We start from the raw sequence: 25,885 nt of genomic DNA, 5'->3' as shown, positions 1-25,885 counted from the left end.
AGACGCAGCAATGTCCGGCTGGCAAGACTCAATGACAAAAACCAATCCTCATTGGGTGGGATTCAAGGATTTTGCGCAGTGTTGAGGCGCCGCATGTGCCACGCAAGGGCCTGATTGCTGGACAGGACCGGTTTGCCGATCTGTTCATGGATCTGCGGGATGGCATCCAATGTGCGAAGGTTGGTGCAGCTGAGAAAAACGGCTTCGACCGCTCTGTCCGAACCCAGCCTCACCGCGGCGTCAACGATGGATTGCGTTGAAATCCGGACGACTTTTGATTCTTCGGAAATCCCAAAGGTGCCTAACACATCCATCAGGACCCCTTGATCGGCGAAGGCCGCGCGAAGCGCCGTGTTGACCTGCTCCACATAAGGGGACAGCAGTGCAAAGCGTGACACACCCAATTCGCGCGCCTGCGCAACCGCGGCGCGCAGCGGGTTGGTCACCGTTTGCACATCACAAGTCTGCTTTACCAGTTCTTCGACCTTTTCCGACCCGATGACCGAGCTTGCCGAGGTGCAGGCGTAACCCACAGCCCGGAAGGGGCGCGCCTTGGGCAGTAAATCTGCCGCCGCTGGAAGCGCATGCTTCATGCGGGTCAACGTCTTGGTCGTGACCTGCGGGTCGCTGGTTATGCGCGAGACATAAATGGGTGAAGGGTCGCCGGCAAAAAGCCTGCGGAAATCGCCTTCGATCGTCTCGTCTGTCTGCAGAACGATCAGGCCAAGCGGAGATATACCCGGGTCATCCGTGTCCAGAGAAAATGGCAGTGTTGTCATAGCTCGGGAATCTCCCGTCGTGCCTTGGGGCTCAGGAACCGCGGTGCGCTTTCGGTGACCAGCACATTTTCCTCGTGGACAAGTATTTTGCCACCGACCTCAATACCTGGCTCCAGCGTCAACACCATTCCGGGTTTCAGAACCGTGTGATCCGTTGGGATGAGCGAAGGCCACTCGGTCAATGACATGCCCAATCCGTGGCCCAGGCGCCCGGCTTCGGTCCCGCCGCCGCCACGGGACAGGACCGAGCTCATCGTGTGATACAGGTCCGAGGCCGTCGCGCCCGGTCTGGCCTGCTCGAACGCCGCCTCGGTCGCATCGATCAGCGCGTGGTGCGCCGCGCGCACGGCGGGACTCGCCGGGCCGACGGACCAGTTGCGGTCGAAATCGCAAAAATACCCATCCCAGACCAGCCCGGTATCCAACATAAGCACGTCGCCCGGCTTCAACGGTCGTTGGGTTGCCGGTGAGATCACGTCGCCATATCCGCCTTGGTCGGCCGCGCCGGCAAGATAAGGTACCCAATCGGCGCCTGCGTCGAGACACAACATCTGGAACCGTCGAAAGACCTGATCCAGAGGAACACCGGCCGATGCAATCTCAGGAACCCGCTCAAAAGCCTGTCCCGCGATCAGGCAGGCGGTTTCGATCTTTTTGATTTCGGCTTGAGATTTGACCATGCGCAGGTCGCGCAGAATGCCAAGGTCGCCGGTGATCCTGCGGCGGTCGATTTCGGATTTCAGACGCCCGAAATCCGCAAGCGGCATCCGCAGGTGCGTTTCATGCCCGTCGGGGCATCCGATCAAACCGCCGTCCGGAACAAGTTCGCGCAGGGTTTCGGCCAGCAACGATACTCCGTCGTCTGCCAGATCCGGGGCGGTCCAAGTGCGGATGTCTTCGATCCAGGTCTGCGCCATCAAAGCCGCGCCAATCGACGGGATCACCGCGACAGGTTTGCCGGTCGCGGGAACGACAAGGAACCAGGGGCGCGTCGGGCTTTCCCAGAACCGGGTCAGAAAGCCGCTGAAATACCGGATGTCGGGCTCGGTCGTCAGCAGCAGGGCGTCCAGCCCATGCTCTCGCATGAGATCCTGTGCACGCGCAGTTCTGTCCGCGAACTCGGCTTGTTCGAACCCTCTCACGAGGCTTGCTCGGTCACGATGCACAAAACGCGGTCCTGTGGTCCGATATTGAGCAAGTTGCGGCTATCGGCATCCAGAACGGCGGCCAGTCCGGCGCCGCCTGACGCAGTCGTTTCGAACCCGGCCCCTGCCATGACTGGAAGCTGAGCGGCCACGGTGTCATCCTCCAGCGTCAGAAACTGATCGGCATCCCGCGCCAGCCCATTCAGTGCAATCAGCGATGGCTCCTTGCAATCCAGCCGTCCCATGATGCTGTCCGGACCGTCTGCAAATACCGGCGCGCCGGCTTGGATGCTGGCCATCAGCGCCGGGGCTGCGGCCGGTTCGACCACGATGATCCTGGGGTCGTCTCCCCAAGCCTTTCGGAAACATGCGGCAACGGCGCCCGCCATGCCTCCCACTCCGGCCTGCAGCAGGATCAATGTCGGAGGTTCGGGACACTGATCAACCGCCTCGACAGCCATTTGAACGTACCCCTCCATCAAGAGATGGGGCAGGTCATAATACCCTTCCCAAGAGCTGTCTGACAGAAGCGTCCAGTCGTTGTCGTTCGCCGCGCGGCTTGCGGCGCTCATGCTTGCGGCGTAATCGACGCCTTCGCGCACCACTCGCGCACCTTGCGCCGAAAGGCGCTGAGCAAAGCTCTCGGGCACGGTTTCAGAAATGAACACTACGGCATTCGCACCAAAAACGCGCGCACCCGCAGCCATGCTTAGGCCGTGGTTCCCGGCGCTGGCCGTTACATAAGTACGGCCAGCAAGGGATGTGTTGTCGGGTGTCTCGGTGGCTTCGCTCGCTTGGTAGGCGATGACATAGGCCGCGCCCAATGCCTTGAACGACCCGAGATTCATCCGCGTCCGTTCATCTTTGATCCAAAGGCGGGAAACGGGCGCCAAACCCTGCGCTTCGGCCAGTGGTGTCACGCCGGAGGCAGGGCACAGCGACAAAAGCTGCGCCAACCGGCTGGAATTGGTTGAAGGGAAGGGGGCCTGTGAAAACAGTTTGCCTTCGCCTCGATACGGGTTGGTGACGGACTTCATCGCGGCCTCCCTCAACGATCCGGCAGACGTCATAGAAATGCAGTCAATCTGTCAAGGCATAGGGGTGAAATGCGAGAAATGCACACTTCCTGTTCCCTGGGAAAAGTGGCTACCTGCCCTGAACCAAACGGCGTTGATCTGGCTGGCGAATTGACCGCTTGCGGTCTTTGCAATCGGTATGGGTGCGTGTAAGTGTTCGGCACGTGATCCGGCGCCGGTGCATCAGACCGGCCGGATGCGGGCGTGATGGAATGGTAGACATATCGGACTTAAAATCCGAAGGCCCTAGCGCCGTGTGGGTTCGAGTCCCACCGCCCGCACCAAACACAATGGTCGACCTGGCCGAGGGCGATCGTCAGACCGGATAACCCAGCTTGGAGATCAGCCGCCAGATGTCTTGGTTCGCCGCCGACAGCTGCGCTACGACATCCTCGATGTCCTGCATCGCCTGTTCGTCGACCGTATCTTCGCGTCCCAGCTTGATGTCCGTTTTTCGATCGGCAATGCGCATCAGGATCGTTTTGGGGTTCCCGGTTTCCTGGTCGAAGGAATAGATGCAGTGGTTGAACTTGTTGCGGATGCCAGACAGACGGCTGAGCCGCTGCGTGTGCTCTAGGATCGGATCACGAACCGAGGCCGGCCTTCCGTCCATCTTTGCCAGACGCTCGACCAGATCAATTCGGGCGCGGGTTGTGTTCAGGGTCAGGAAAATGATGACGGCTACGTCTTTGCTGGTCCCCGAGAGGCCGGCAATCAGATGAATCAGCAGGCTTTCGGTGTTCGTCCAGACATAGTTCAGGCGGCCGACCAAAAGGATCAACCGATCGAACCTGGCTTCGAAGTCGTCAGTCAATCGAGGTTCGGTGCGCGTCCTGCGCCGCCGCCTCAAAGAAGAAATGCGCCGCTGCCGTTCTGTTGCTGACACCGATCTTGCCCGACACGTTGTGCATGTGCAGCTTGACCGTGTGTTCGGTGATACCCAACTGGGCAGCGATCGCCTTGTTGCTCTTGCCTTCGGAGACAAGTTGCAGAACCTGCTTCTCGCGCCGGGTCAGTTTTGACAACAGAGGGCCAGCCGCAGGGGATTTCGGAGTTTCTCGGGCCGCAGTCGCACCTGTCGCGCACGGCTTCGATGCAACGCAATTGGCCACAAATCCCGGCAGGTACAACTCTTCATGCATCAGCAGCCGCAGGATCGCGCGCCATGCGTCCGGAGCGACGTTCATCGGAAGAAACCCGATTGATCCGTACCGGGATCGGTCCCATCGCTCGAAAACGAACCGGGCTGCGTCCTCTTTGCGGTATGCGAAGGCAAGGCATCCCGGCATGGACGATCGGACATAATCGGAGGGGCGGGCCAGCAGGTCCTCCATCATGATCTGATCCACGACAACAATCTTGCCGGAACCCACGGCATTGCTTGCCTCGGACAAGAATGCCGCGAGGGATTCAAACCTGTGGGCTGCAACGCCGAATTCGTGCTGCACGCTTCGCAGGGTTTGGTTGGAGTAGAAGAGCTCTTTCCCAATAAAAACAATCATGAAATCTTCGTTTTCGTCGATCGTGCACGAACTGTTACTTAATTCGGAAATGCTCATTCTTGTGCCCCCCTAAATACCCCGGATTACGTCCTGAATTGGCCGTTATTGGCCGAGGTGAAACTGAATAAAAGCAATCTAAAATCTGTGTTGAGCATACCAGAAAGTTCAGTTTTCTACAACTGCACGGCTTTGGGAATCGCCGGGTTTTAGAACTTTCGATTAAGGTCGTTTGACGGTCGGACCTCTTAAATATCGAGATTCAAATAACTAAATTTTGCCGGCTTTTGTCGCAGGCCAATTTGGCTTCGAACACGACCCTGAAACGCGTGTTCAAGTAATACATTAAGCAAATCAGCGTTTTAGTGATGTTAATACTTTCTGCCAGCTAGGCAGACGGAACTGCATCTGTACCCTGTGTCGTGCTTCAATTTGCGAAGTGTACTTGTACCTGGCGTGTCTGCGGCCCGCGTATTTTCGCGTGATTTTGAGCAGTCACGGAATCGGCTTGGCCGAGAAAGGGGGGTGACAACACATCATTCGAAAGACAAGGCCGCAGACATGCGCAGTTTCGCGAATGGATGCTCAATAATATTTTTCAACCGCGCCGAATATCGCTTTGTAGATGAATGGCGGTCTGGCGCTTCAAAAATGGAAGATTGTTATGCGACGCAATGTGAACAATACCAATGTCACGACCGTTGACGAAGTTAATGTTGAAAATCTCGAAGCTCCGATCTCGGTGGAAATTCCCGTCGAAGAAGCAAATATCGAGGCCGAACTGACCGCGCAGCAACAGCAGCAGGGTCAGGAAGTTCAAAACGCTGCAAATAACGAAGACGAACAGAACCAGGCTCAGGCTCAGGCGACCGAGGTCGCAAACGAACAGGCCCAGGGTCAGGATCAGGGCCAGGCACAGCAGCAGGGCCAACAGCAAGGTCAGCAGCAATCGAACGTGAATGGCGGCGATGACAGCAACAGTATCGCAAACTCGATCAACATCGATTTCGGTGAAGGTGAGTGGATCCCGCGCGACGATGACCAGGTCGATCTGGATATCGGTGACTCGGCATCTATCGGTGATGTCATCACGGCCGGAAACGACGTGAATTATGATCCCGGCGATGATCTGAACCTGTCCATCTCGATGAATGGTGACGGCAACGACATGTCGTCGATCAACAACCAGTTGGCCAGCCTGAGTGACGATGACACGCTGGATTCGCCCAGCCTGTCGAATGACGGCTCGTTCTATCAGAACGGCAGCGCGACGGGCGGTTCGGCCTATGCCGAAGAAGGTATCGGTTCATCCTCCGGCGGCGGTAACTCGGGTTCCGGCGGAACCAGCTACGGCGGTGCCGCAAGCGGCGAGACCAATGGCAGCCACGCATTCGCGCTGGGCGGCCACACCGGCAATGCCGGCGCGGCTTCGCAAGGCGGTAACGGTGCGGCCTCGGGCGGCGCCAACAACACGAGCCTGGGTCTTGGTCTGTCGGGCGCCGAAGCCAGTGGCGAAAGCACGGCTGGCAATGGCGGCAACGCCAACAGCACCTCCAGCGCCAACAACACCGGCAGTTCGAATGCCAACGGTCAGGGAACTGGCGGTGAAGGCGGTAATGCCGGCTCGATCGGTCTTGGCCTTGGTCTGGGACTGTCCGGCGCCAACTCGGAAGGCAATGCCAACGGTGGTGAAAACGCGACCGGTTCGATCGGCGCGGGCCTTGGACTGGCCGGAAACGAGTCGGGTGCGAACGGCGCCAATGGCGGCAACGGCGAGTCATCGAACTCGGGTTCTGCATCGAACAACAGCACCGGTACGACCGAAGCGAATGAAGCGACGGCCGGAAGCAACACGGGTGCGGGCATGGCCGGCAGCGGCGCGCAAAGTGGCGCGAATGGCACCGGCGGGCCTGGTTCCGGTGGCACGGGTTCCGGCGGCTCGGGCTCGGGTGGTGAAGGTGCTGGCGGCGAAGGCTCTGGTGGCGAGGGATCCGGCGGATTCTCGGCCATGGTCGAAGCAGCCATTGCAGCGCTGAACCAGGAAATCGCGGATGGTGGTCCGGCCTTGAATGCGGCTGATACCGACGCCGCGACCGGCGGCGGCGGAACCACGGGCAACAACCCGGGTACCGGCGGAGCGGGCACCGGTGGTGCTGGAACCGGCGGCGCAGGAACCGGCGGTGCCGGAACCGGTGGCGCAGGGTCCGGCGGAGCCGGCACGGGCGGCAGCTCGGCAGCCAACTCTGGCGCACAGGGCGTCGGCGATCTGGCAGCAAGCGGTCCGAATATCAGTCAGTCGCCCGGTGACGTGAACGGTGCGGCCAGCAACCCGCAGACGTCGACCGGAACCGGCGGAGCCGGCGGTTCGAACGCGGCCAATGGCGCGGCAAACGGAACCGGTTCGGGTTCGTCCAGTGCAGAAGGCGCTGGCGGAGCCGGTGGGACCACGACGCCAACGTCCACCTCGTCCGGTAACGGTGCGGGTTCTGTGGATGCGGTCAACACGGCAGGTACCGGTGGTGCGGCAGAAGTCTTTGCTGACGCCGACACCAACGGTTCCGCCGACAGCCTGGCCGAAGCCATCGCGGGATACGGCGGCGCGTCGTACACCGACAACGATGCAACCTCGACCGGATCCGGCAGCGCAACTGGCGCGGCCAGCTCGGGAGCCGGTGGTGCAGGCGGTGCGTCTGCGGCCAATGGCGGTACCAGCGGCTACGCCATGGGTAGCGCCATGTCCGGCGATACCACGGGTGGCGCAGTCACCGGTGGCAGCGCGGCCGGTGCCTATTCGGGTGACGGCGGAGCCGGCGGCAATGGCGGCACCTGGGGTTCCAACAATGGTGGCGACGGTATCGTCACTGGTGAATCCTACGCGTCGGCAGCAGCAGTGGTCGATACCTCGGCCTTCAACCAGACAATCGTCATGGGCGCCAACGTGCTTGGCAACTCGGTCGATACCACGATGGTTGGCGGTTCGATGAGTTCGACCTACGCGAGCGACGACACCGAGGCATAATGCCTGACCCCGGAGGCCGCGATTTCGGCCTCCGGTCTTTGATGAAAACACCGGGGCCGTGCTTCATGGCCTCGGTCCAACTTAACCCAGACCCGGAAATTTTCTGCCGGAAAGGGTGACAGGGATAGTCCAGATGTCACTTGACAGCATTACGGAAACGATCGCCCATTTTATCGGTACTTTTCAGCTCACGATGGAACAGGCCATCCTGCGGCAGCAATACGAGGAGTTTACGGCGCTCCGACGGCTGGCCGAAGTTGAAGGCCTGGAGGATCCGATCAGGATTGTCGTCAAGGCCGATCTGGATCTGAAGCCCAAGGACTACGACCCGCTTCCCTACCGATTCCCCGAACCGCCCGCGGACCCGCAGTTGCCGCTGCCACCAGCCGGCCCGATGCTCGAGTCGAGCATCCAGATCGGTGACCCGTTGGCGCCGGGCGGATTTGTTCCGCAGTCCGAATTGCCTATCTCGGTCGGGCCGCAATTCTTGATGTTGCAGCCGCAGGTCGTCAGCGACCTGATAGGGTCTGCCGTCACTTACACATTCCAGACATTGGTCCTGCGCGACAATGATACCGTCGGCGCGGGCGACTTCCGCGATGCGGCGATGCTGACAGCGCAGGCCGAGGCCGCGTTGGACGTGGCGCAGTCGCTTCATGCGATGGCGGTGCCTTCACTGGCGGTACCGGACTACATGACGCCAGAATACCTGGATACGCTGGTCGAACAGATAACGTCACCGATGAACGGATCGGTCCAAGGTGTCACGGTTCACCAATTCCAAGGTGAAGACGCGGAAGGCATCATCGTCAACGGTCAACACGTGTCGGAGGCTCCGGTCTGGAGCGATCTTCTGCCGGCCTACCACCAGCCCGAGGAGGCTGAGGAAAATCTGGTGTCACAGTCCTATCCGGCCGAGTGGAACCAGTCCGAGGGGCCGGAGTCACACGAGGGTCATACCGTTGTCACCGGCGGCAATCTTGCGATCAACGAAGTCGCGCTGAACGTCGGTTGGGTGGATGCCCCCTTCATCGCCGTGGGTGGACAAGCGATCAGCCTGACGATGATCAGCCAGGTCGCGCTGGTATCAGATGTTGATGTCGGAAACACCGGCAGCGGCGCGGGCACCAACGTCGTCCAATCCGCCCAGATTGAAACAGAGGCGAATCCTGCGCCGTGGCTTGCCGGAACCTCGGCCGTCGCTGGTGGGGCCGGGCAGCCGTCCTTTTTGACCGTCGATTGGATCCATGGCGATCTGGTGGTTGCCAACTTCCTCAAGCAGGTCATCAACGCCACCGATATCGACCATATCCAGACCGAGATTTCCGCGTCTTCGACCATGTATGCGATGGGTGGCAACCAGATGGTCAACGTGGCCGATATTGTTCAACTCGGCAACTATTATGACCTGATCATGATCGGCGGCGACATGATCTCGGTCGACATGTTGTTCCAGACGCTTGTCCTGATGGATGACGACCTGGTGTCAGGCGGCCTAGCCGGACCTGCCGGAGGTGCGAACGAAAACCTGCTGATGAACCAGGCCTCGGTGATGACCAACGGCCTGGACCTGCAGGAGGCGCTTGAGGAGAACATGGCCGAGGCCATGGCTCTGAATGAAATGAACATGGCTGCGCTCGAGGACGCATTGCTGAACGATCCGATGTTCGCGGGCATGGAGCAGATGCGCGTTCTGAAGATCGACGGAAACCTGCTGCAGGTGAATATTCTTGAGCAGGTCACGATGCTTGCCGATCAAGATGACATTTTCCTGTCCGGTCCGCATGGGGCCAGTACCGAAGTCGTGGCCGGCAGCAACGCGATGCTGAATGCGGCCAACATCAACAAGCTGGGCGTGGACTCCGTAGTCATGGCCGGGCAGGGCGCGTATTCCGAGCTTTTGCTGCACCAGGCCAGTCTCATCGATTTGCCCGAGAATGAGATCAGCCCGGAATTTGCCAACGAAGCCATCGCAATCCTGATGGAGGAGGCAATGACCGTCGGGCAAGCAGCCAGCGGCCCGACCGCTCCTGCACTAACCCCCGAAGACTTGGACGCCAATGTAGGAATGCAATCCATCCTGACCTGATTTTCCCTTTTTTACGAGTGACCGGAAGGTTTGTTTATGTCGATCGTTTTTTCGTCGCGCCGCACCCGATATGCCAGCCCGCTGGACCGGTCGGGAAGCGGACAGCCTCTGACTTTGCGACCCAGCGACATGGTGTCTGGCTCGTCACTTGCAACGGAACGGCTGACCGCACGGCTAAGGTTGACCAAGGAGATGCGCGTGCCCGCGACCGAGCAGAGCCAGAACAAGGCAGCGCAGGAGGGCCAGGTGACGGCGCAGACAGAGCATGAGGTTGCTCGCAATGCTGCGGCTCCGGCAGCGAAGATCCAGGACGAAACCGATCAGAAAACAACAGACGACAACACACTGGAAACAACATTCAGCGCCGCTTCTCCCCGACGGCGCGAAACGCCGGAGACCGTCGCCGTGGAAGGGCGTGCGGGTGACGGCGAAGGGGTGGCCAATGCCGAGGACTCGGAACCGCAAACCGTCGAAAGCCCGACCGCGCGCATGACCCCCTCGTCCCGGTCGGGTGGGACGGATCGCATGGGCACCACTATCGAGGCCGAAGCGAACAAGCCGCTGCTGCGCACTGGTTCAGGCGATGGCGGCGGCAAAGGGCCACCCCAATCTTTTCACAAGCGCACGCCGCCCGAAGACTTTCAACGCACCCTTCGAACCTCGATGCGAGCGATATGGCGGAACCTTGCGTTTGTTCTGGTTCTGACCTGCGCGACCAATCTGCTGATCCTGGCGATCCCGATCTACCTGTTCCAGATCAGTGACCGGGTGCTGACCAGCCGCTCGCTGGACACGCTGATCATGCTGACCGCGATCGTGGCCGGGGCAATCATCTTTCAATCGGCTTTCGATGCGGTGCGGCGCTTCATGTTGATGCGCACCGGGGTCGAAGTGGCGGCGCGACTGGGTGCTCCGACCCTCAGTGCCGCAGCGCATGCCTCGTTGCACGGGACGGGACGCGAGTATCAGACGCTGGGTGATCTGCAGCAAATCCGCGGCTTTCTCGTTTCAAGCACCCTTCTCTCCTTTTTGGATGTTCCTTTTGCGCCGTTGTTCATCCTTATGATTTTTCTGGTTCACCCAGAGTTGGGCATGATCGTGGTGGTGACGGCCGTGATCCTGATGGTTATCGCGCTGATCAACCAGCGGATGACGGCCAAACCGTTTGCCGAGGCCAACATGGCCCAATCTCTGGCCAACCAGCATCTGGATTCGATGTCGCGGAACAGCCAGATCATCAACGCACTTGCAATGATCCCCGAGGCGGTTCGGATCTGGGGACGCGACACCGCCAACTCCCTGACCTGGCAGGTCCGGGCGCAGGACCGAAACGTGGTGTTCGCGGCGATCTCGCGCACCGTACGCCTGCTGACGCAGGTCGGCATTCTGGGATGGGGGGCCTATCTGGCCCTGCAAGGCGAAATCACGGGCGGCATGGTGATCGCGGCCTCGATCATCGCTGGGCGGGCTTTTGCGCCAATCGAAGGGTCAATCGAGGGCTGGAATACATTCCTGCTGACCCGCGGTGCCTACAGCCGCATCAAGGCATTGCTGTCCAATTCGGCGCTTCAGTATGAGAAGCTGCGCTTGCCCCGCCCCGAGGGACGAGTGGATGTTGAACGCCTTCTGTTTGTACCCGGGGGTACCAAACGCGTGGTTCTCAACGGCATCAGTTTTTCGCTCAACCCGGGCGAGACGCTGGCGATCATCGGCAACTCGGGCGCGGGCAAGACCACGCTGGGCAAAACGCTTGTAGGATCGATTCTGCCGACCTCGGGCAGTGTGCGGCTCGATCTGATGGATATTCGAAACTGGGATCCTCGCCAGTTTGGCGAAAGCATCGGGTACCTGCCGCAGGACGTTCAGCTGTTTCCGGGCACGATCAAGGACAATATCGGCCGAATGCGCGCCGATGCCACCGATGAGCAAATTCATGATGCTGCAGTTCTGGCCGACGTGCACAACATGATCGCCACCTTGCCACAGGGGTATGAGACTGTGGTCGCTGCCGATGGCTCGCCCCTGTCTGGCGGTCAGAAACAGCGGATCGCGCTGGCGCGCGCCTTCTTTGGCAATCCGCGGATGGTGGTTCTGGACGAGCCGAACTCGAACCTGGATGTCGCGGGCGACAAGGCGCTGGCCCGGGCAATCGAGCAGGCGAGGGAAAACAAGATTACCGTGGTCGTGATCACCCAAAAACCGACGCTCTTGAACGTGGTGGACAAGATCATGCTGCTGACGGACGGGCGGGTCGCCCTGTTCGGTCAGCGTGAGCAGGTGCTGCAGCAACTGAACGGGCCGCGCCAGCAGCCCGAGTTGAAAGGGTAGACGGGGGTAAAGATGAACGAGTTGGTACAAGTAGACGATCCCGCCCTTTGGTACGCCGAGGTTCCGAGATCGATAACCAAGTTCATAGTCGTGGGTACCGTGCTGCTGGTCGCCTGTTTCGGCGGGTTCGGCCTGTGGTCGTTTCAGGCGCCTCTCGCGGCCGCAGTGATTGCGCAGGGCAGCTTTGTGGCCACCGGGCGCAACAAGATCGTTCAGCATCTTGAAGGAGGGATCATCGAACAGATCCTGGTCACCGAAGGCCAGACCGTGCAGGAGGGGCAGGTCTTGATGACACTCGACCAGACCTCGGCCGAGGCAAATGAGCGCGAATTGTTCATCCGCAAGATCCGCCTTCAGGCGATGGTCGAGCGCTTGCTGGCCGAATACGCCGAAAAGGACAATCTGGAGTTTTCACCCGCCCTGATCGAGGCGTCCGACGACGTTGAAGTGATGACCATTCTCGACAACCAGCGGCTCAGTTTCGAAGTCTCGCGCAAGACGCTCCTGAATGACATTGCCCTTCTCGAACGCAATATCGAGGCGCTGAAGATCAGGGCCAGCGGCTTCGAGGCGCAATTGGAAAGCATGGAGCGCCGCAAGGCGATCCTTCAGGAAGAATACGAAACCAAAAACGCGTTGTTCGAAAAAGGGCTTGTCCGAAAGGGTGAGTTGAACACTATCCGACGAGTCCAGGCCGAAGCGGACGGGCAATTGGCCCGACTGGCGGCCGAGGCTTCGGAAACCAGCCAGATGCTGCTGAAATACGAAGAGCAGATCACCCGGACCCGGTCCGCCTATCGGGAAGCGGCGCTGGACGAACTGGGTGTAATCGAGGCGGATCTGGAAAGCGTGCGGGAAAAATCGCGCCAGGCCAGCAGTGTTCTTGCCCGCGCGGTGGTTCGCGCCCCGGTCGATGGCACGGTTGTGCGACTGCACTATTACACGCCGGGCGGCGTCATCGAGACCGGCAAGCCGATTGCCGAAATCCTGCCAGCTGATGCCCCGCTGATCATCGAGGCCCAGATCCCGCGCACCGATATCGACAGCGTTGTGACCGGCCAGACCGCGACCGTGCGGTTGGTAGCTTTGAATCAGCGCACGACACCGGTTCTGACTGGCGAAGTCTTTTACGTCTCGGCGGACGCGGTTCTGGAAGAAGCCAGCGGAATACCTCAAGAGGTCTATCTGGCCCGGGTGTCGTTGGAGCCTGACGAGATGGACCGGGTACGGGGTTTCATTCCGACCCCCGGCATGCCGGCCGAGATCATGATCCAGACCGAGGAACGCACCTTTGCCGCCTATATCGCCAAGCCGATCGTCGACAGCATGTCTCGGGCCTTTCGCGAGCAATAGGCGACCACCATAGCGCTTACAAATACAAAAGGCCCCGTGCTAGCATTCGTGAAAATCCGGGAGGGACCGCACGAATGCCATTGACCGTTCAAGAGATGCTTGAGACCGCGAATTCCGTTGTTCAACGTATCAGCGCCGCGCAAGCTAGGGAGCTATTGCAGCAGGGTGCGCTGCTGCTGGACATTCGCGATGCGCCTGAACTGGAAAAGACCGGTCGCGCCGTCGGATCTCACCATATCTCACGCGGTATGCTCGAGTTTCGTGCCGATCCTGCGCTGCAATCGCATGACCCCGAGCTGCGGAAGGATCGCCCGATCATTCTGCATTGCGCTTCGGGCGGACGGGCGGCACTTGCGGGCAAGTTGCTCAAGGACATGGGGTATCAGCATGTCTACAACCTGGGTGGGTTCTCGGACTGGGTAAACGGCGGGGGCGACTACGTCGGCCCGGTTGATTCTGGGATGTAGGGACCCAGCCTGATCTGCATCAAAGCCGATTGTATTACGCTTCGGCAATCTGCGCGTCAGACGCCATCAACAAGGACGACTGGCCATGATGAGACTTGCAGCGCTACTGTATTCCCTGATCGCGACCGCCCTCGCGGGGACGGCCGTTATCGCCGTGCTGACCGCGGGGATGGTTTCGACCCTGGCCATCGTGGGTGCCGCAGCCGTCGGAGCGGTCGCGGCCTTGCCCGCTTCCTGGCTGGTCGCCAAGCGCCTGTACCAATAGCGAGCTTAGGCGGCGTTCAGAAATGTCCGGACAGCAGCTTCGAACTCACGCGGTTTTTCGGCGTGCAGCCAATGGCCTGCGCCCGGAATCTTGGCGAAACGGGCGTTCGGGAACAAAGATTTGATGATTTCGCGGTGACTTGCCTGAACATAGTCCGACTCCGCACCGGCGAGAAACAGCGCCGGGCCGTCCCAGTGTGAGGTAAAGTCCGGAAAACCCATGATATTCGGCATCTCTTTGGCCAAAACGTCCAGGTTCAGCCGCCAGCGTTTGCCGGGAACGTCCAGCGACTGAGTGAAGAAGCTCTGCAACGCCTTCTCGACTCCAAGATCGGCCAGTTGCTGTTCCACGTCCGAGCGGCACGCGACCTGTGTCATGTCCACGGCGCGCATGGCCTCGATATATGGCATTTGCGTGTGGCTGTACCGAACCGGAGCAATGTCCGCCACGACCAGCCTTTGGACCATTTCGCCATGCTCGAGCGCCAATGTCATTGCCGACTTGCCACCCATCGAATGTCCGATCACGTCAGCCATGCCGCCCATACTTTCGATGACCTCAGCCAAATCATCCGCCAACGCCGGATAGTCGTGCCGGTCGTCCCAGAAGCTGTGGGCGTGGTTGCGCATGTCGACCGCCACCACCTGACGTTCGTCTGACAGCCGACGCGCGATTACCCCCCAGTTTCGGGCCGATCCGTATAGCCCATGGGCAATCAGCAGCGGTGTGCGGGACGTCGGTTCGCCATGTGTGATCGTGTTCAGCATGTCTTTCTGATAGCCTCCGGCGCCCCGGACAACCAGCCCCATTGTGACCGCCTGCGCAGACCGTTAGATTGCCCCATCAGGAGGGGCGCATGGCTCAGGAAACAGAAATTCAGACCCAGATCGCGCAGACGATATTTCTGTTGCGCAAAAAACTGGGCGCAAAGGGCAAGACCCTGGCCGAGTCGGTGCGCCGTGCCAAGCGCCGCTTGCCGCGCAAGGTCTACAAACAGGCAATGGAACTGGCCCGTGCCGAGCCGTTGGTCGAGCATCCCAAGCTCCGGCTGACCCTGGACTCGCCGACCCTGGAAAAGGCGGCAAAGGATGTTCAGTCGCATTTGCGCGCCATCAATCTGGCGGATCGCCGCTGGGGTTGGTTTCTGGGCATGCTCGGGGGGCTGGCCTTCAATATCCTGGCCTTGGTCGCGCTGTTTCTGGTCGTGCTGTGGTGGCGCGATCTGATCTGATCAGGGCATCTGACAGCAAAGAAAAATGGCGCCCGCTAAAGGCGCCATTTTGTTGTTTCTGAACTTGTGGCGTCAGAGGTTCGGGTAGATCGGGAACTTTGCGCACAGATCCGCGACCTGCGCTTTGACCCGCGCCTCGACCTCACCGTTGTTGTCTTCACCATTGGCGGCCAGTCCATCGACCACTTCGATGATCCAGTCCGCGATCTGGCGGAACTCGGGCTCTCCAAAACCTCGGGTCGTACCGGCGGGCGAACCCAGACGAATGCCGCTGGTCACGGTCGGCTTTTCAGGATCAAACGGCACGCCGTTCTTGTTGCAGGTGATGTGCGCACGGCCCAGCGCCTTTTCGGTCGCGTTGCCCTTGACGCCTTTTGGGCGCAGGTCGACCAGAACAACATGGGTGTCAGTGCCGTGGGTCACCGTGTCCAGGCCGCCCTTGATCAGCTGATCCGACAACGCCTGAGCGTTGACGACGACCTGTTTGATGTAGTCTTTGAACGAAGGCTGCAGCGCCTCGCCAAATGCCACGGCCTTTGCCGCGATCACATGCATCAGTGGGCCGCCCTGGATGCCCGGGAAGATGGCCGAATTCACTTTCTTGGCGATCGTCTCGTCATTGGTCAGGATCATGCCGCCACGCGGGCCGCGCAGGGTTTTGTGCGTGGTGGTCGTGGCCACATGCGCGTGCGGGAAGGGGCTGGGATGCTCACCCGCGGCGACAAGACCGGCGAAATGCGCCATGTCCACGTGCAGATAGGCGTCCACCATGTCGGCGATCTCGCGAATGCGAGCAAAGTCGATCTGGCGCGGAATGGCGGAGCCGCCGGCGATGATCAGCTTGGGCTGGTGTTCTTTGGCCAGCGCCTCGACCTGATCGTAGTCCAGCATGTTGTCCTGCTTGCGCACGCCGTACTGAACCGCATTGAACCACTTGCCCGACTGGTTGGGCTTGGCGCCATGGGTCAGGTGACCGCCAGCATCCAGGCTCATTCCCAGAATGGTGTCGCCCGGCTGGATCAGCGCCTGGAACACGCCTTGGTTGGCTTGTGATCCCGAATTCGGCTGCACGTTGGCGAATTCGCAACCGAAAAGTTGCTTGGCGCGGTCGATGGCCAGGTTCTCGGCGATGTCGACGAACTGGCAACCGCCATAGTAACGCCGCCCGGGATAACCTTCGGCGTACTTGTTGGTCATGACCGAGCCCTGCGCCTCCATGACGGCTGCGCTGACGATGTTTTCCGAAGCGATCAGCTCGATCTCGTCGCGCTGACGTCCCAGTTCGGACGTGATTGCCCCAAAAAGTTCAGGGTCGCGATCCGCGAGGGACTGGGTGAAGAAACCGGTATCACGAAGATTGGCGTTCATGGGCGCTCCGCATGGCTGAGGTTGGTTTGGCGGATTTCCTATAGGAAACTGTACGGATGAAAAAGACTTTAAAGCGACGAAATGGCCAGCTGCGGCGTCACGTCTGGCCTAATGGGGAAAGGTATGTTTGTTTCGGAACCAAATGCGCAGCACCGGAAACCGGAAAACATGACAAAGAGAATCGCTTTTCTCGCCAGCGACGTGGATGTCGCGCAGTCGGCCCGCAACAAACTGGTTGCACGCTATGGCAATGCGGCCCCCCGAGATGCGGATGTCATCGTGGCGCTGGGCGGCGACGGGTTCATGTTGCGGACGCTGCACAACACGCAGCATCTGGATGTGCCGGTCTATGGTATGAACCGCGGGACCATCGGGTTTCTGATGAACGAGTTCCACGAAGCCGATCTGATGGAGCGTCTGAGAGCCGCCGAGGAAGAGGTCATCAACCCCTTGACGATGAAGGCCATGGACCAATCGGGACAGGTGCACGAAGCCCTTGCGATTAACGAGGTTTCGTTGCTGCGCGCCGGTCCGCAAGCCGCGCGCCTGAAGATCAGCGTGAATGGCCGGGTGCGGTTGGCCGAACTGGTCTGTGACGGGGCGCTGTTGTCCACGCCCGCCGGGTCGACCGCCTACAACTATTCGGCACATGGTCCGATTCTGCCCATTGGGTCGGATGTTCTGGCACTGACGGCCATTGCGGCCTTTCGTCCTCGGCGGTGGCGCGGTGCTTTGCTGCCCAGCACGGCGCATGTGCGCTTTGACGTGCTTGAGGCCGACAAGCGCCCGGTGATGGCAGACGCTGATTCCATATCCTTTCCGGATATCGATTGGGTCGAGATTCGGTCGGAACCCAAGATCCGTCACAGGATCCTGTTTGATCCCGGTCATGGCCTGGAAGAGCGTCTAACGATTGAACAATTTACATAAATTCCCGAGATTCTCGGACTTATGTGAAGCAGTTCACAGGAAGCTGACCACCTCTCAGCTAAGCTGATCCTGCCCGGAGAACACGCCGCGGTGGGAGTGAGTGGCCACCAAATGGTGTTTTCGGATGATTGCGCAGTTTTCGCGCTGGCGAGGGTGGGTGGTGCTACGCTCGTCATCACAATCCGGGCATATTTTAGCACGTGGACCCCGGGCTCTCAGTCCCGGGGTCAATTATTTTGGGCAGTTGAAAGCGGTTGGTGTTTCAGCCCGTGCTTGCCAGATCGGCCCACAGGTGATCAGCCATACGATCAACCCGGGCTTCAATCGCGATGGCGGCGTCCAACGCCAGGTCCTCGCGCCAGCGCTGCGCTGCGATCTGAACGTTGATTGGCTGGCGCCCGCTCGGCAATTCGGCCAAACGCGCCGGAACGCAGGCGGCGGGCAGGCCCAGAAAGTTCATCGCATAGGAATAGACCGCGCAGCCCAGCACTTCGTGTACGCCTTCCGAGCCTTCTGTATCACGGTCGGGTCTGAAAAAGGGCTGCGGCAGGAAAGGCGACAGCACCAGCGGGTAGTCCTCCAAGAACAGGGACCATTCCCGCGCATAGTGGCTGCGCTGCGCCAGTGCTCGGATCAGGTCCGGGCCGGTGATCGGGGGAAATTCCTGGAAGTAAGTGGCAAAGATGCGCTGGATTGTCTCGGACCCGGCCGCCTCGACATCGGCTTTCATCAGGGTCAGAACCTCGCCCATCAATGCGCGATAACCCAGCCGTCCACATTCAAAAACGTTCGGAGGGTCGATCTCGTCAACGGTGTACCCGGCATCAACCAGTGCATCACGGGCCGTGTCCAGCGCCTTGTCGACCTCGGGGTGGAGATCGTAACCGAAAGTGTTCTTGGTGAAAGCTGCCCGCGGCTGCTGGTCAGGCTCGGTCACGCGCCAGGGCAGCGGAACGTGAAACGGATCGCGCGGATCCGGCGCGATCAGGCTGGGCATGGCCAGGTGCAGGTCAGCCGCGCTGCGGGTGATCAGGCCTTGCACCGACATGGATTGCGCAAGCAGTCCACGTTCGGCGGTTTGGCTGGGGTTCCATGCGGGAACGCGCCCCAAGCCCGGCTTCACGGTCACCGCGCCAAGGGCCGCGGCCGGAAACCGCAGGCTGCCGCCGATGTCGTTGCCATGCGCCAGCGCCCCCATGCCCGTCATCACCGCCACACCGGCCCCGCCCGAGGAGCCCCCGGGAGAAATATGTCGGCCCCAAGGGTTGTGGGTGCGTCCATAAAGCGGGTTGTCGGTGTCGGCACGGAATGAGAACTCGGGCGTGTTGGTCCGGCCAATCACCACCGCCCCAGCCTTCAGCAGGTTCGACACGACGGGCGCATCGTCGGGGGCAATTACGTCTTTCAGAGCGGTCACACCGTTGGTCGTGGCATGGCCCTTCTGGTCGACATTGACTTTGATCGTGACGGGAACGCCGTGCAGCGGGCCGGTCGGTTCGCCGCGGGCCCGCTGGGCATCGAGGGCGCGGGCGCGCTCCCGCGCCTCGGCGCTGAGGTCTTCGACGACGGCATTCAGCGCCGGGTTCAGCGCGTGCATCCGGTCGATTGCGCTTTGGACGGCTTCGGTCGCGCTCAATTCGCCGGAGCGGGTCAGTTTTGCGAGTACTGTGGCGCTCAGGCGCCAGATGTCGTCATTTGCCATGTGCCCTCCGTCAAGGGCACAGTAGGCGGTCTGCCAATGGTTGCAACCCCGCAGGGCAGGGCGGGCGGCCCGGGGCCGCCCGATGCCCGGTTACTGGGCGTAACCGATTGATTTCAGGGCTTCGGTAATTTCGTCCAGAATGGCCGGATCGTCGATCGTGGCGGGCATTTTGTAATCTTTGCCATCGGCGATCGACACCATCGTTCCACGCAGGATCTTGCCAGACCGTGTCTTTGGCAGACGATCCACTACGACGGCCAGTTTGAATGCCGCAACGGGCCCGATTTTGTCGCGCACCATCTGCACGACCTCTTTCGCGATCTCGGCATGGTCACGATTGCAACCCGCGTTCAGGCACAGGAAGCCAACCGGGGCCTGACCCTTCAACTGGTCCGATACACCGATGACTGCGCATTCGGCCACGTCGGGATGGGCTGCCAGAACCTCCTCCATCGCGCCGGTGGACAGGCGGTGGCCGGCCACGTTGATCACGTCATCGGTGCGGGCCATGATGTACAGGTAACCGTCCTCGTCGATCATCCCGGCATCGCCGGTTTCATAGTAGCCCGGGAAATGCTCGAGATAAGATTTCTTGAACCGCTGCTCGGCATTCCACAAGGTCGGCAGCGTTCCCGGCGGCAGTGGCAGCTTGACCGCGATCGCGCCCAGCTCGCCCGGTTTCATCGGGTGGCCGCCTTCGTCCAGGATCTGCACGTCATAGCCGGGCATCGGCTTGGCGGGCGAGCCCAGCTTGATCGGCAGTTCCTCGATCCCCAGCGGGTTGCCGGCGATGGTCCAGCCGGTTTCGGTCTGCCACCAGTGGTCGACGACCGGAACCTTCAGCGCGTCCTGCGCCCAGGTGATCGTGTCCGGGTCGGCGCGTTCACCGGCCAGGAACAGGGCCTTGAGGCAGGACAGGTCGTATTTCGCCAGCATCTCGCCCTTGGGGTCCTCGCGCTTGACTGCGCGGATCGCCGTTGGGGCGGTGAAAAAGCTTTTGACCTTGTGCTCGGAAATCACCCGCCAGAAGGTAGCGGCATCGGGTGTGCCGACGGGCTTGCCCTCGAACACGATGGTGGTGTTGCCGTGGATCAGCGGGCCATAGCAGATGTAGGAATGCCCCACGACCCAGCCCACGTCCGAGGCCGCCCAGAACACGTCGCCGGGGTCGACGTTGTAGATGTTTTTCATCGTCCAGTTCAGCGCCACAAGGTGCCCCGCCGTGGGCCGCACGACGCCTTTGGGCGCCCCCGTGGTGCCCGAGGTGTAAAGGATGTAGGCGGGATCATTGCCTGCGACCGGCACACACTCGGCCGGCTCAACGCCGTACTGAAAGCCGTGCCAGTTGAAGTCGCGCCCTTCGATCAGCTTGGCCACTTCCTGTTCGCGCTGGAAGATCACGCAGAACTCGGGCTTGTGGCTGGCCATGTCGATGGCGCCGTCCAGCAGCGGCTTGTAATGTACCACACGACCGGGCTCCAGCCCGCAGGACGCCGCGATGATCGCCTTGGGTTTGGCGTCGTCGATCCGCACCGCCAGTTCGTTGCTGGCAAACCCGCCAAAGACCACCGAATGCACCGCACCCAGCCGCGCGCAGGCCAGCATCGCCTCGAGCGCCTCGGGGATCATCGGCATGTAGATGATGACGCGGTCGCCCTTTTCGACCCCCTTGGCGCGCAGCGCGCCGGCCAGGGTGGCTACGCGATTGCGCAGCTCCATGTAGGAGATTTCGCGCTTGGTGTGGGTGATCGGGCTATCATAGATGATGGCGGTTTGCTCGCCCCGGCCGTTTTCAACGTGGCGGTCCACGGCATTCCAGCAGGTGTTCACCTTGGCATCGCAGAACCATTCATAGAGAGGGGCGTTGTCGTCAAACAGGGCCTTGCTTGGCGGTTGGAACCAGTCGATCCCCTTGGCCGCGTCCATCCAGAAAGCCTCTGGATCTTTTTGCCAGCTCTCGTAAACGTCCTGGTATGCCATGGGTCCTCCTCCCAAAAATTGCTCGCATTGTGTTAGGCGCGGACGGCTGACCGAGCAAGCGGCGCGCGTGACGGCGCGTCAGTTTATCGCGAAATATTTGCAGAACTGCCCCATTTGTCTTGCAAAGTTTTGCAAATGATCCTTGTTTTCGCGCCTAGACGGGAAATTATTTCGGAACTTGCAAATTTGCGAAGCGTTTGGTGCAAAAGTGGCTTTGCCAGATTCGGATCAGGTCGCCGTTCCGGCATATCGGGGCAGACTGTCTTGGATGTTCAGCCAATGCAGATGCTCGGCGTGAAAAACGTGAAACCGGGGCGCGGCATCCTCGGGATTGTCCAGCGTGGCGGTATAGAGGTGAATGTTCACCCGGTCGCGGGCATTGCGATAAGCCATCGGCGTGCCGCAGGTCCCGCAGAACAGGCGTTCGACATCCTTAGACGAGTTGTACACGCGCGGCGCTTCCCCCGACCACGTCACCGAACCGTGGGGCAGCCCGATGAACGCAGTGACCGGGGCAGCGCAATTGCGACGGCAATCCGCGCAGTGGCAGTAACAGCTCCAGGCGATCTCGGCATCGCTGGCCCATCGCACGGCGCTGCAGTGGCAGTGACCTTTCATGATGACCTCCCTCGGCAGGGCGGCCAGGCCGGTCGGGCCGCCGTGGTCAACCGTAATGCGCGACGGGCGTTCCGGCAATTGCCGCCATGTTCAGCAGCCCGCGCGCGGTGATCGAAGGTGTCACGATATGCGCCTTGTTGCCCATGCCCATCAGGATGGGTCCGACCTCGATACCGTCGGCCTTCATCTTCAGAATGTTGCGCACACCGCTGGCCGCGTCCGCATGGGCAAAGATCAGAACGTTGGCGGCCCCCTCGAGGCGTGAACTGGGGAAAATCCGCTCGCGCAGTTCGGGGTCCAGAGCCACGTCCAGGTTCATTTCGCCTTCATAGATAAAATCTCGGGGCTTGCTGTCCAGAATCGCGATCGCTTCGCGCAGGCGCTTGCCCGAGCCCTCGGCCTGATTGCCGAACTGCGATTGCGAGCAGAACGCGATCTTTGGCGCCAGCCCGAACCGCCGCACATGCCGCGCGGCGCCCACGGTGATCTCAGCCAGTTCTTCCGGGCTGGGCAATTGCCGGACATGAGTGTCGGCGATGAACAGCGGGCCGTCTTCAAGGATCATGAGGGACAATGCGCCATGCGGGCGAAGGTCGCCGTCATTCAGCACCTGCTCAACATAGTTCAGGTGCCACCGATACTCGCCGAAGGTGCCACAGATCATGCTGTCGGCTTCGCCCCTGTGCACCATGATTGCGCCGATCGCGGTGGAATTGGTCCGCATGATCGCCTTGGCCAGATCAGGCGTCACCCCCCGGCGCTGCATGATTTGGTGGTACGAGTTCCAATAGTCATAATAGCGCGGGTCGTTTTCCGGGTTTACGATCTGGAAGTCCTGCCCGGGGCGGACCGACAGGCCCAGACGTTCGCAGCGCGCCTCGATCACCTCGGGACGGCCGATCAGGATCGGGGTTTCGGTGGTTTCCTCAAGAATCGCCTGAGCGGCGCGCAGCACGCGTTCGTCTTCGCCTTCGGCAAAGACGATGCGGCGCGAGGCAGCGGCGGCGGCCTCGAAGACGGGTCGCATCAGTAGGGCGGACTTGAAGACCGTCTGGTTCAGCTTTTCCTTGTAGGCTTCGATGTCCTCGATCGGGCGCCTGGCAACGCCGCTTTCCATCGCGGCCCGGGCCACGGCCGAAGACACCACACCCACCAGCCGTGGGTCGAACGGTTTCGGGATCAGGTAGTCGGGGCCGAAGGTCAGCTGTTCGCCCTTGTAGGCGGCTGCGGCCTCGGCGCTGGTGGTGGCGCGGGCCATCTCGGCGATGCCTTCGACACAGGCGATCTGCATGGCATCGTTGATCTCGGTCGCGCCCACATCCAGCGCTCCGCGGAAGATGAACGGGAAACACAGGACGTTGTTCACCTGGTTCGGGAAGTCGCTGCGCCCGGTGGCGATGATGGCGTCGGGGGCCACTTCGCGCGCGGCGTCGGGCAGGATCTCCGGGGTCGGATTCGCCAGCGCAAAGATGATCGGCTGTTTGGCCATGCGCGCGACCATCTCGGGCTTGAGCACGTTCGGCCCGCTGAGGCCCAGAAACAGGTCGGCCCCGTCGATCACCTGATCCAGCGTGCGCAGGTCGGTTTTCTGGGCGAATTGGTCCTTGTGCGGGTTCATGTCTTCGACGCGACCCTCATAGACCAGCCCGTGAATGTCGCACAGCCAGATGTTCTCGCGCTTGACGCCCAGCTTGACCAGCATGTTCAGGCAGGCGATCCCCGCCGCACCGCCGCCGGTGGACACGACCTTGGTGTCCTCGAACCGTTTGCCGGCCACGTGCAGCGCGTTGCGTGCAGCGGCCCCCACCACGATGGCGGTGCCGTGCTGGTCGTCGTGGAACACCGGGATGTTCATCCGCTCGCGGCACAGTTTCTCGACGACAAAGCAATCGGGTGCCTTGATGTCCTCGAGGTTGATCGCGCCGAAGGTGGGTTCCAGCGCGCAGACGATATCGGCCAGCTTCTCGGGATCGGGTTCGTTCACCTCGATGTCGAAACAGTCGATGCCGGCGAATTTCTTGAACAGGACGGCCTTGCCCTCCATCACCGGCTTGGAGGCCAGCGCGCCGATATTGCCCAGCCCCAGCACCGCGGTGCCATTCGAAACCACGGCCACCAGATTTCCGCGCGCGGTATACATCTCGGCGGTCGCCGGGTCGGCCTTGATCTCAAGGCTCGCCTCGGCCACGCCGGGCGAATAGGCGCGCGCAAGGTCGCGCCCGTTGGCCATGGGTTTGGTCGCCTTGATCTCCAGTTTCCCAGGCTTCGGATGCGCGTGGTAATCAAGTGCGGCCTGGCGCAGGCTGGGTGTGTCGGACATGTCAAAACTTCCCGTTTGGAATTTAGTTTAGTGCTAAACTATTTCTGACGCAGGGGAAACCTCGAAATCGCATGAAGGCGGATCCGACCCCGACTTGCAAATCCCCCAGCGGCCCCTCACAGTCCCGCGCAGAGGAGACCAGCATGACCGACACCATAGCCGAATTCCGCATTCCGACCCAAGAGTTGCGCGACGACATTCCGTTCTACACCAAGGTTCTGGGCATGCGGATGGACATGATCTATCCGGCGGATGACCCTCGGGTCGCGGTGTTTTCCGGGCACGGCCTGCGCCTGCGGGTGGAAAAGGACGCGCCCGAGGCGCCGGGCACCTTGCGCATCCTCACTGATGATCCGGACGGGTTTGCCGGCGGTCAGCGCAGCCTGGTCGCCCCCAACGGCACCCGCATCGAGATCGAAGAGCGCAACCCGCCCCTGGTGATGCCCGAGACGGTTCATTCCTTCGTCGTCCGCAGGCTCAAGGATCAGGCGCCCTGGATCATCGGGCGCGCGGGCATGCACTATCGTGACCTGGTGCCGGACCGACTGGGCGGGTCGATCATCGCCAGCCATATCCGCATTCCCGACGGCGGTCCGGTCCCGGACATGGTGCATTTTCACAAGGTCGGGTTCCAGCTGATCTTCTGCATCCACGGCTGGGTGGATGTGGTCTATGAGGATCAGGGCGACAAGATGCGCCTGACCGCTGGCGACTGTTTCATCCAGCCACCCGAGATCCGGCACCGCGTGCTCGAAGCGTCGGACAACGTTCAGGTGATCGAAATCGGCGTTCCGGCCGAGCATGTCACCGAGATCGACCACGAAATGCAGCTGCCCACGCCGCATTACCGCCCCGAGCGGGAATGGCAGGGCCAGCGGTTCGTCTACAACCGGGCCGAAGGGGCAGCGTGGCAGCCGTTCCGCCTGCCGGGCTATCAATGCCGCGACACGACGATTGCTGAAAACACCAAGGGCGTGGCGGGCGTTCAGGTGGTGCGCCGGGGGCAGGGCGACCCGGTCTGGGCCAGCCATGATGCCGATATCCACTTTACCTTCGTGATGAACGGGGCCGTCACCCTGGAAGGTGAAGGACGTGATCCGTTTCGTCTGGAGCAGGGTGATGCCTTTGTCATCCCGCCCGGAATGCGCACGCGGCTGGCCGACCCCAGCGACGATGTCGAACTGCTCGAGGTCACGCTGCCGGGGTATTTCAAGACCGATCTGGGCTGAGGCGCGGACATTCGGGTGCAGAGGGGGCTTCAATTCCCCCGCGGATTTCCAGTAGGGTATGGCATTCTGACCAGATGATCAAAAATCGGGGAATCGCCATGTCGTTGAAAGAAGCAGCCCTCAAGGTGCGTGAAAACGCCTATGCGCCCTATTCGAATTTCAAGGTGGGTGCCGCGGTCCGCACCCCGTCGGGCGCAGTGTTCGCGGGCTGCAACGTGGAAAACGTGGCCTATCCCGAAGGCACCTGCGCCGAGGCCGGGGCGATCGCCGCGATGGTCGCCGCCGGAGAAAACAAGCTGGCCGATGTCTATGTGGTGGCCTCCAGCCCGCAACCGGTGCCACCCTGCGGCGGATGCCGGCAGAAACTGGCCGAGTTCGGGGACAAGGATGTGGTGGTCACCATGGCGACGGTGGACGGGATTGAGACCCGCACGACCATCGGCGAGCTGCTGCCCGGCGCCTTCGACGCCTCGTTCATGTAAGGGCC

At 61.1% G+C, this 25,885-nt stretch carries 21 protein-coding genes and 1 tRNA gene; 11 read left to right on the top strand and 11 right to left on the bottom strand.

The genetic code is table 11. The features are described from left to right. Window positions 1-62: 62 nt before the first annotated feature. Genes ACR0DA_RS09195 through ACR0DA_RS09185 form a run of 3 tightly spaced genes read right to left on the bottom strand, consistent with a single transcriptional unit; the run spans window position 63 to window position 2,961 of the window. A complete protein-coding gene (locus ACR0DA_RS09195; protein ID WP_480753695.1) occupies window positions 63-779 on the bottom strand; it encodes a maleate cis-trans isomerase family protein in 717 nt (238 codons plus the stop codon). Next, entirely contained in the window at window positions 776-1,921 is a 1,146-nt protein-coding gene (locus tag ACR0DA_RS09190; RefSeq protein WP_170599263.1) for a M24 family metallopeptidase, read from the bottom strand. Before ACR0DA_RS09190 ends, ACR0DA_RS09195 begins: the two co-directional genes overlap by 4 nt. Continuing rightward, complete coding sequence (locus ACR0DA_RS09185; RefSeq protein WP_480753693.1) at window positions 1,918-2,961, bottom strand: pyridoxal-phosphate dependent enzyme; 1,044 nt, start codon at window positions 2,959-2,961, stop codon at window positions 1,918-1,920. The genes ACR0DA_RS09190 and ACR0DA_RS09185 overlap by 4 nt, the downstream gene beginning before the upstream one ends. A gap of 237 nt (window positions 2,962-3,198) precedes the next feature. Between ACR0DA_RS09185 and ACR0DA_RS09180 the strand changes: the two genes are divergently transcribed. Then, a tRNA-Leu gene (locus tag ACR0DA_RS09180) sits at window positions 3,199-3,284 on the top strand. Between the two features lie 32 nt (window positions 3,285-3,316). Here ACR0DA_RS09180 and ACR0DA_RS09175 read toward each other — a convergent pair. Both ACR0DA_RS09175 and ACR0DA_RS09170 read right to left on the bottom strand, forming a co-directional pair. Then, complete coding sequence (locus ACR0DA_RS09175; RefSeq protein WP_170449299.1) at window positions 3,317-3,814, bottom strand: hypothetical protein; 498 nt, start codon at window positions 3,812-3,814, stop codon at window positions 3,317-3,319. Further along, window positions 3,807-4,502 (bottom strand): helix-turn-helix transcriptional regulator, encoded by a 696-nt coding sequence (locus tag ACR0DA_RS09170; protein WP_480753692.1) that lies wholly within the window; start codon window positions 4,500-4,502, stop codon window positions 3,807-3,809. The genes ACR0DA_RS09175 and ACR0DA_RS09170 overlap by 8 nt, the downstream gene beginning before the upstream one ends. 661 nt (window positions 4,503-5,163) lie before the next feature. Between ACR0DA_RS09170 and ACR0DA_RS09165 the strand changes: the two genes are divergently transcribed. From ACR0DA_RS09165 to ACR0DA_RS09140, 6 genes are all read left to right on the top strand, one after another. Further along, window positions 5,164-7,518: a hypothetical protein gene (locus ACR0DA_RS09165; protein ID WP_480753691.1), complete on the top strand. Its 2,355-nt coding sequence runs from the start codon at window positions 5,164-5,166 to the stop codon at window positions 7,516-7,518. A gap of 133 nt (window positions 7,519-7,651) precedes the next feature. Continuing rightward, a complete protein-coding gene (locus tag ACR0DA_RS09160) occupies window positions 7,652-9,607 on the top strand; it encodes a type I secretion protein (RefSeq protein ID WP_480753690.1) in 1,956 nt (651 codons plus the stop codon). 36 nt (window positions 9,608-9,643) lie between these two features. Next, window positions 9,644-11,935 (top strand): type I secretion system permease/ATPase, encoded by a 2,292-nt coding sequence (locus tag ACR0DA_RS09155; RefSeq protein WP_170522848.1) that lies wholly within the window; start codon window positions 9,644-9,646, stop codon window positions 11,933-11,935. Window positions 11,936-11,947: 12 nt separating this feature from the next. After that, a complete protein-coding gene (locus ACR0DA_RS09150; protein ID WP_170363025.1) occupies window positions 11,948-13,288 on the top strand; it encodes an HlyD family type I secretion periplasmic adaptor subunit in 1,341 nt (446 codons plus the stop codon). 74 nt (window positions 13,289-13,362) lie between these two features. Beyond that, a complete protein-coding gene (locus ACR0DA_RS09145; protein WP_170358356.1) occupies window positions 13,363-13,755 on the top strand; it encodes a rhodanese-like domain-containing protein in 393 nt (130 codons plus the stop codon). 85 nt (window positions 13,756-13,840) lie between these two features. Next, window positions 13,841-14,020 (top strand): hypothetical protein, encoded by a 180-nt coding sequence (locus tag ACR0DA_RS09140; protein ID WP_170363027.1) that lies wholly within the window; start codon window positions 13,841-13,843, stop codon window positions 14,018-14,020. A 5-nt stretch (window positions 14,021-14,025) separates the two neighbouring features. Here ACR0DA_RS09140 and ACR0DA_RS09135 read toward each other — a convergent pair whose 3' ends face one another. Further along, a complete protein-coding gene (locus ACR0DA_RS09135; RefSeq protein WP_480753688.1) occupies window positions 14,026-14,829 on the bottom strand; it encodes an alpha/beta fold hydrolase in 804 nt (267 codons plus the stop codon). A gap of 47 nt (window positions 14,830-14,876) precedes the next feature. On the opposite strand from ACR0DA_RS09135, the gene ACR0DA_RS09130 reads away from it, so the two are divergent. Beyond that, complete coding sequence (locus tag ACR0DA_RS09130) at window positions 14,877-15,251, top strand: hypothetical protein (protein ID WP_170363028.1); 375 nt, start codon at window positions 14,877-14,879, stop codon at window positions 15,249-15,251. Window positions 15,252-15,323: 72 nt separating this feature from the next. Here the strand turns inward: ACR0DA_RS09130 and glyA are convergent, their stop codons facing one another. After that, window positions 15,324-16,619 (bottom strand): serine hydroxymethyltransferase, encoded by a 1,296-nt coding sequence (glyA, locus tag ACR0DA_RS09125; RefSeq protein WP_170363029.1) that lies wholly within the window; start codon window positions 16,617-16,619, stop codon window positions 15,324-15,326. Between the two features lie 168 nt (window positions 16,620-16,787). Between glyA and ACR0DA_RS09120 the strand changes: the two genes are divergently transcribed. Continuing rightward, complete coding sequence (locus ACR0DA_RS09120) at window positions 16,788-17,549, top strand: NAD kinase (protein ID WP_170337641.1); 762 nt, start codon at window positions 16,788-16,790, stop codon at window positions 17,547-17,549. A 262-nt stretch (window positions 17,550-17,811) separates the two neighbouring features. On the opposite strand, the gene ACR0DA_RS09115 is transcribed toward ACR0DA_RS09120, so the two are convergent. The 4 genes from ACR0DA_RS09115 to ACR0DA_RS09100 form a co-directional block, all read right to left on the bottom strand. Beyond that, complete coding sequence (locus tag ACR0DA_RS09115; RefSeq protein ID WP_480753687.1) at window positions 17,812-19,251, bottom strand: amidase family protein; 1,440 nt, start codon at window positions 19,249-19,251, stop codon at window positions 17,812-17,814. A 90-nt stretch (window positions 19,252-19,341) separates the two neighbouring features. After that, window positions 19,342-21,231 (bottom strand): propionate-CoA ligase PrpE, encoded by a 1,890-nt coding sequence (prpE, locus tag ACR0DA_RS09110; protein WP_480753686.1) that lies wholly within the window; start codon window positions 21,229-21,231, stop codon window positions 19,342-19,344. A 228-nt stretch (window positions 21,232-21,459) separates the two neighbouring features. Further along, window positions 21,460-21,849, bottom strand: a complete 390-nt coding sequence (locus ACR0DA_RS09105; RefSeq protein ID WP_170599280.1) for a GFA family protein — start codon at window positions 21,847-21,849, stop codon at window positions 21,460-21,462. Between the two features lie 46 nt (window positions 21,850-21,895). Then, on the bottom strand, window positions 21,896-24,169 hold the full coding sequence (locus tag ACR0DA_RS09100) for an NADP-dependent malic enzyme (RefSeq protein WP_480753684.1): 2,274 nt from the start codon (window positions 24,167-24,169) through the stop codon (window positions 21,896-21,898). A gap of 143 nt (window positions 24,170-24,312) precedes the next feature. On the opposite strand from ACR0DA_RS09100, the gene ACR0DA_RS09095 reads away from it, so the two are divergent. Both ACR0DA_RS09095 and ACR0DA_RS09090 read left to right on the top strand, forming a co-directional pair. Next, a complete protein-coding gene (locus tag ACR0DA_RS09095; protein WP_170592285.1) occupies window positions 24,313-25,398 on the top strand; it encodes a cupin domain-containing protein in 1,086 nt (361 codons plus the stop codon). 98 nt (window positions 25,399-25,496) lie between these two features. After that, the gene (locus tag ACR0DA_RS09090; protein WP_170337647.1) at window positions 25,497-25,880 is read left to right on the top strand and encodes a cytidine deaminase; all 384 of its coding nucleotides are present in this window, start codon (window positions 25,497-25,499) and stop codon (window positions 25,878-25,880) included. Window positions 25,881-25,885 lie beyond the last annotated feature (5 nt).

The sequence above is a fragment of the Ruegeria sp. CI8 genome (assembly GCF_056536865.1).
The sequence above is the reverse complement of the archived record's forward strand: the minus strand, read 5'-3'. Positions and strand labels throughout refer to the sequence as shown.

Excerpts from the sequence above, each read along its gene's own strand:
- ACR0DA_RS09195 (WP_480753695.1), bottom strand. The coding sequence starts at position 779 with ATGACAACACTGCCATTTTCTCTGGACACGGATGACCCGGGTATATCT.
- ACR0DA_RS09185 (WP_480753693.1), bottom strand. The coding sequence starts at position 2,961 with ATGAAGTCCGTCACCAACCCGTATCGAGGCGAAGGCAAACTGTTTTCA.
- ACR0DA_RS09170 (WP_480753692.1), bottom strand. The coding sequence starts at position 4,502 with ATGATTGTTTTTATTGGGAAAGAGCTCTTCTACTCCAACCAAACCCTG.
- ACR0DA_RS09165 (WP_480753691.1), top strand. The coding sequence starts at position 5,164 with ATGCGACGCAATGTGAACAATACCAATGTCACGACCGTTGACGAAGTT.
- ACR0DA_RS09160 (WP_480753690.1), top strand. The coding sequence starts at position 7,652 with ATGTCACTTGACAGCATTACGGAAACGATCGCCCATTTTATCGGTACT.
- ACR0DA_RS09155 (WP_170522848.1), top strand. The coding sequence starts at position 9,644 with ATGTCGATCGTTTTTTCGTCGCGCCGCACCCGATATGCCAGCCCGCTG.
- ACR0DA_RS09150 (WP_170363025.1), top strand. The coding sequence starts at position 11,948 with ATGAACGAGTTGGTACAAGTAGACGATCCCGCCCTTTGGTACGCCGAG.
- ACR0DA_RS09145 (WP_170358356.1), top strand. The coding sequence starts at position 13,363 with ATGCCATTGACCGTTCAAGAGATGCTTGAGACCGCGAATTCCGTTGTT.
- ACR0DA_RS09140 (WP_170363027.1), top strand. The coding sequence starts at position 13,841 with ATGATGAGACTTGCAGCGCTACTGTATTCCCTGATCGCGACCGCCCTC.
- ACR0DA_RS09135 (WP_480753688.1), bottom strand. The coding sequence starts at position 14,829 with ATGGGGCTGGTTGTCCGGGGCGCCGGAGGCTATCAGAAAGACATGCTG.
- ACR0DA_RS09130 (WP_170363028.1), top strand. The coding sequence starts at position 14,877 with ATGGCTCAGGAAACAGAAATTCAGACCCAGATCGCGCAGACGATATTT.
- glyA (WP_170363029.1), bottom strand. The coding sequence starts at position 16,619 with ATGAACGCCAATCTTCGTGATACCGGTTTCTTCACCCAGTCCCTCGCG.
- ACR0DA_RS09120 (WP_170337641.1), top strand. The coding sequence starts at position 16,788 with ATGACAAAGAGAATCGCTTTTCTCGCCAGCGACGTGGATGTCGCGCAG.
- ACR0DA_RS09115 (WP_480753687.1), bottom strand. The coding sequence starts at position 19,251 with ATGGCAAATGACGACATCTGGCGCCTGAGCGCCACAGTACTCGCAAAA.
- prpE (WP_480753686.1), bottom strand. The coding sequence starts at position 21,231 with ATGGCATACCAGGACGTTTACGAGAGCTGGCAAAAAGATCCAGAGGCT.
- ACR0DA_RS09105 (WP_170599280.1), bottom strand. The coding sequence starts at position 21,849 with ATGAAAGGTCACTGCCACTGCAGCGCCGTGCGATGGGCCAGCGATGCC.
- ACR0DA_RS09100 (WP_480753684.1), bottom strand. The coding sequence starts at position 24,169 with ATGTCCGACACACCCAGCCTGCGCCAGGCCGCACTTGATTACCACGCG.
- ACR0DA_RS09095 (WP_170592285.1), top strand. The coding sequence starts at position 24,313 with ATGACCGACACCATAGCCGAATTCCGCATTCCGACCCAAGAGTTGCGC.
- ACR0DA_RS09090 (WP_170337647.1), top strand. The coding sequence starts at position 25,497 with ATGTCGTTGAAAGAAGCAGCCCTCAAGGTGCGTGAAAACGCCTATGCG.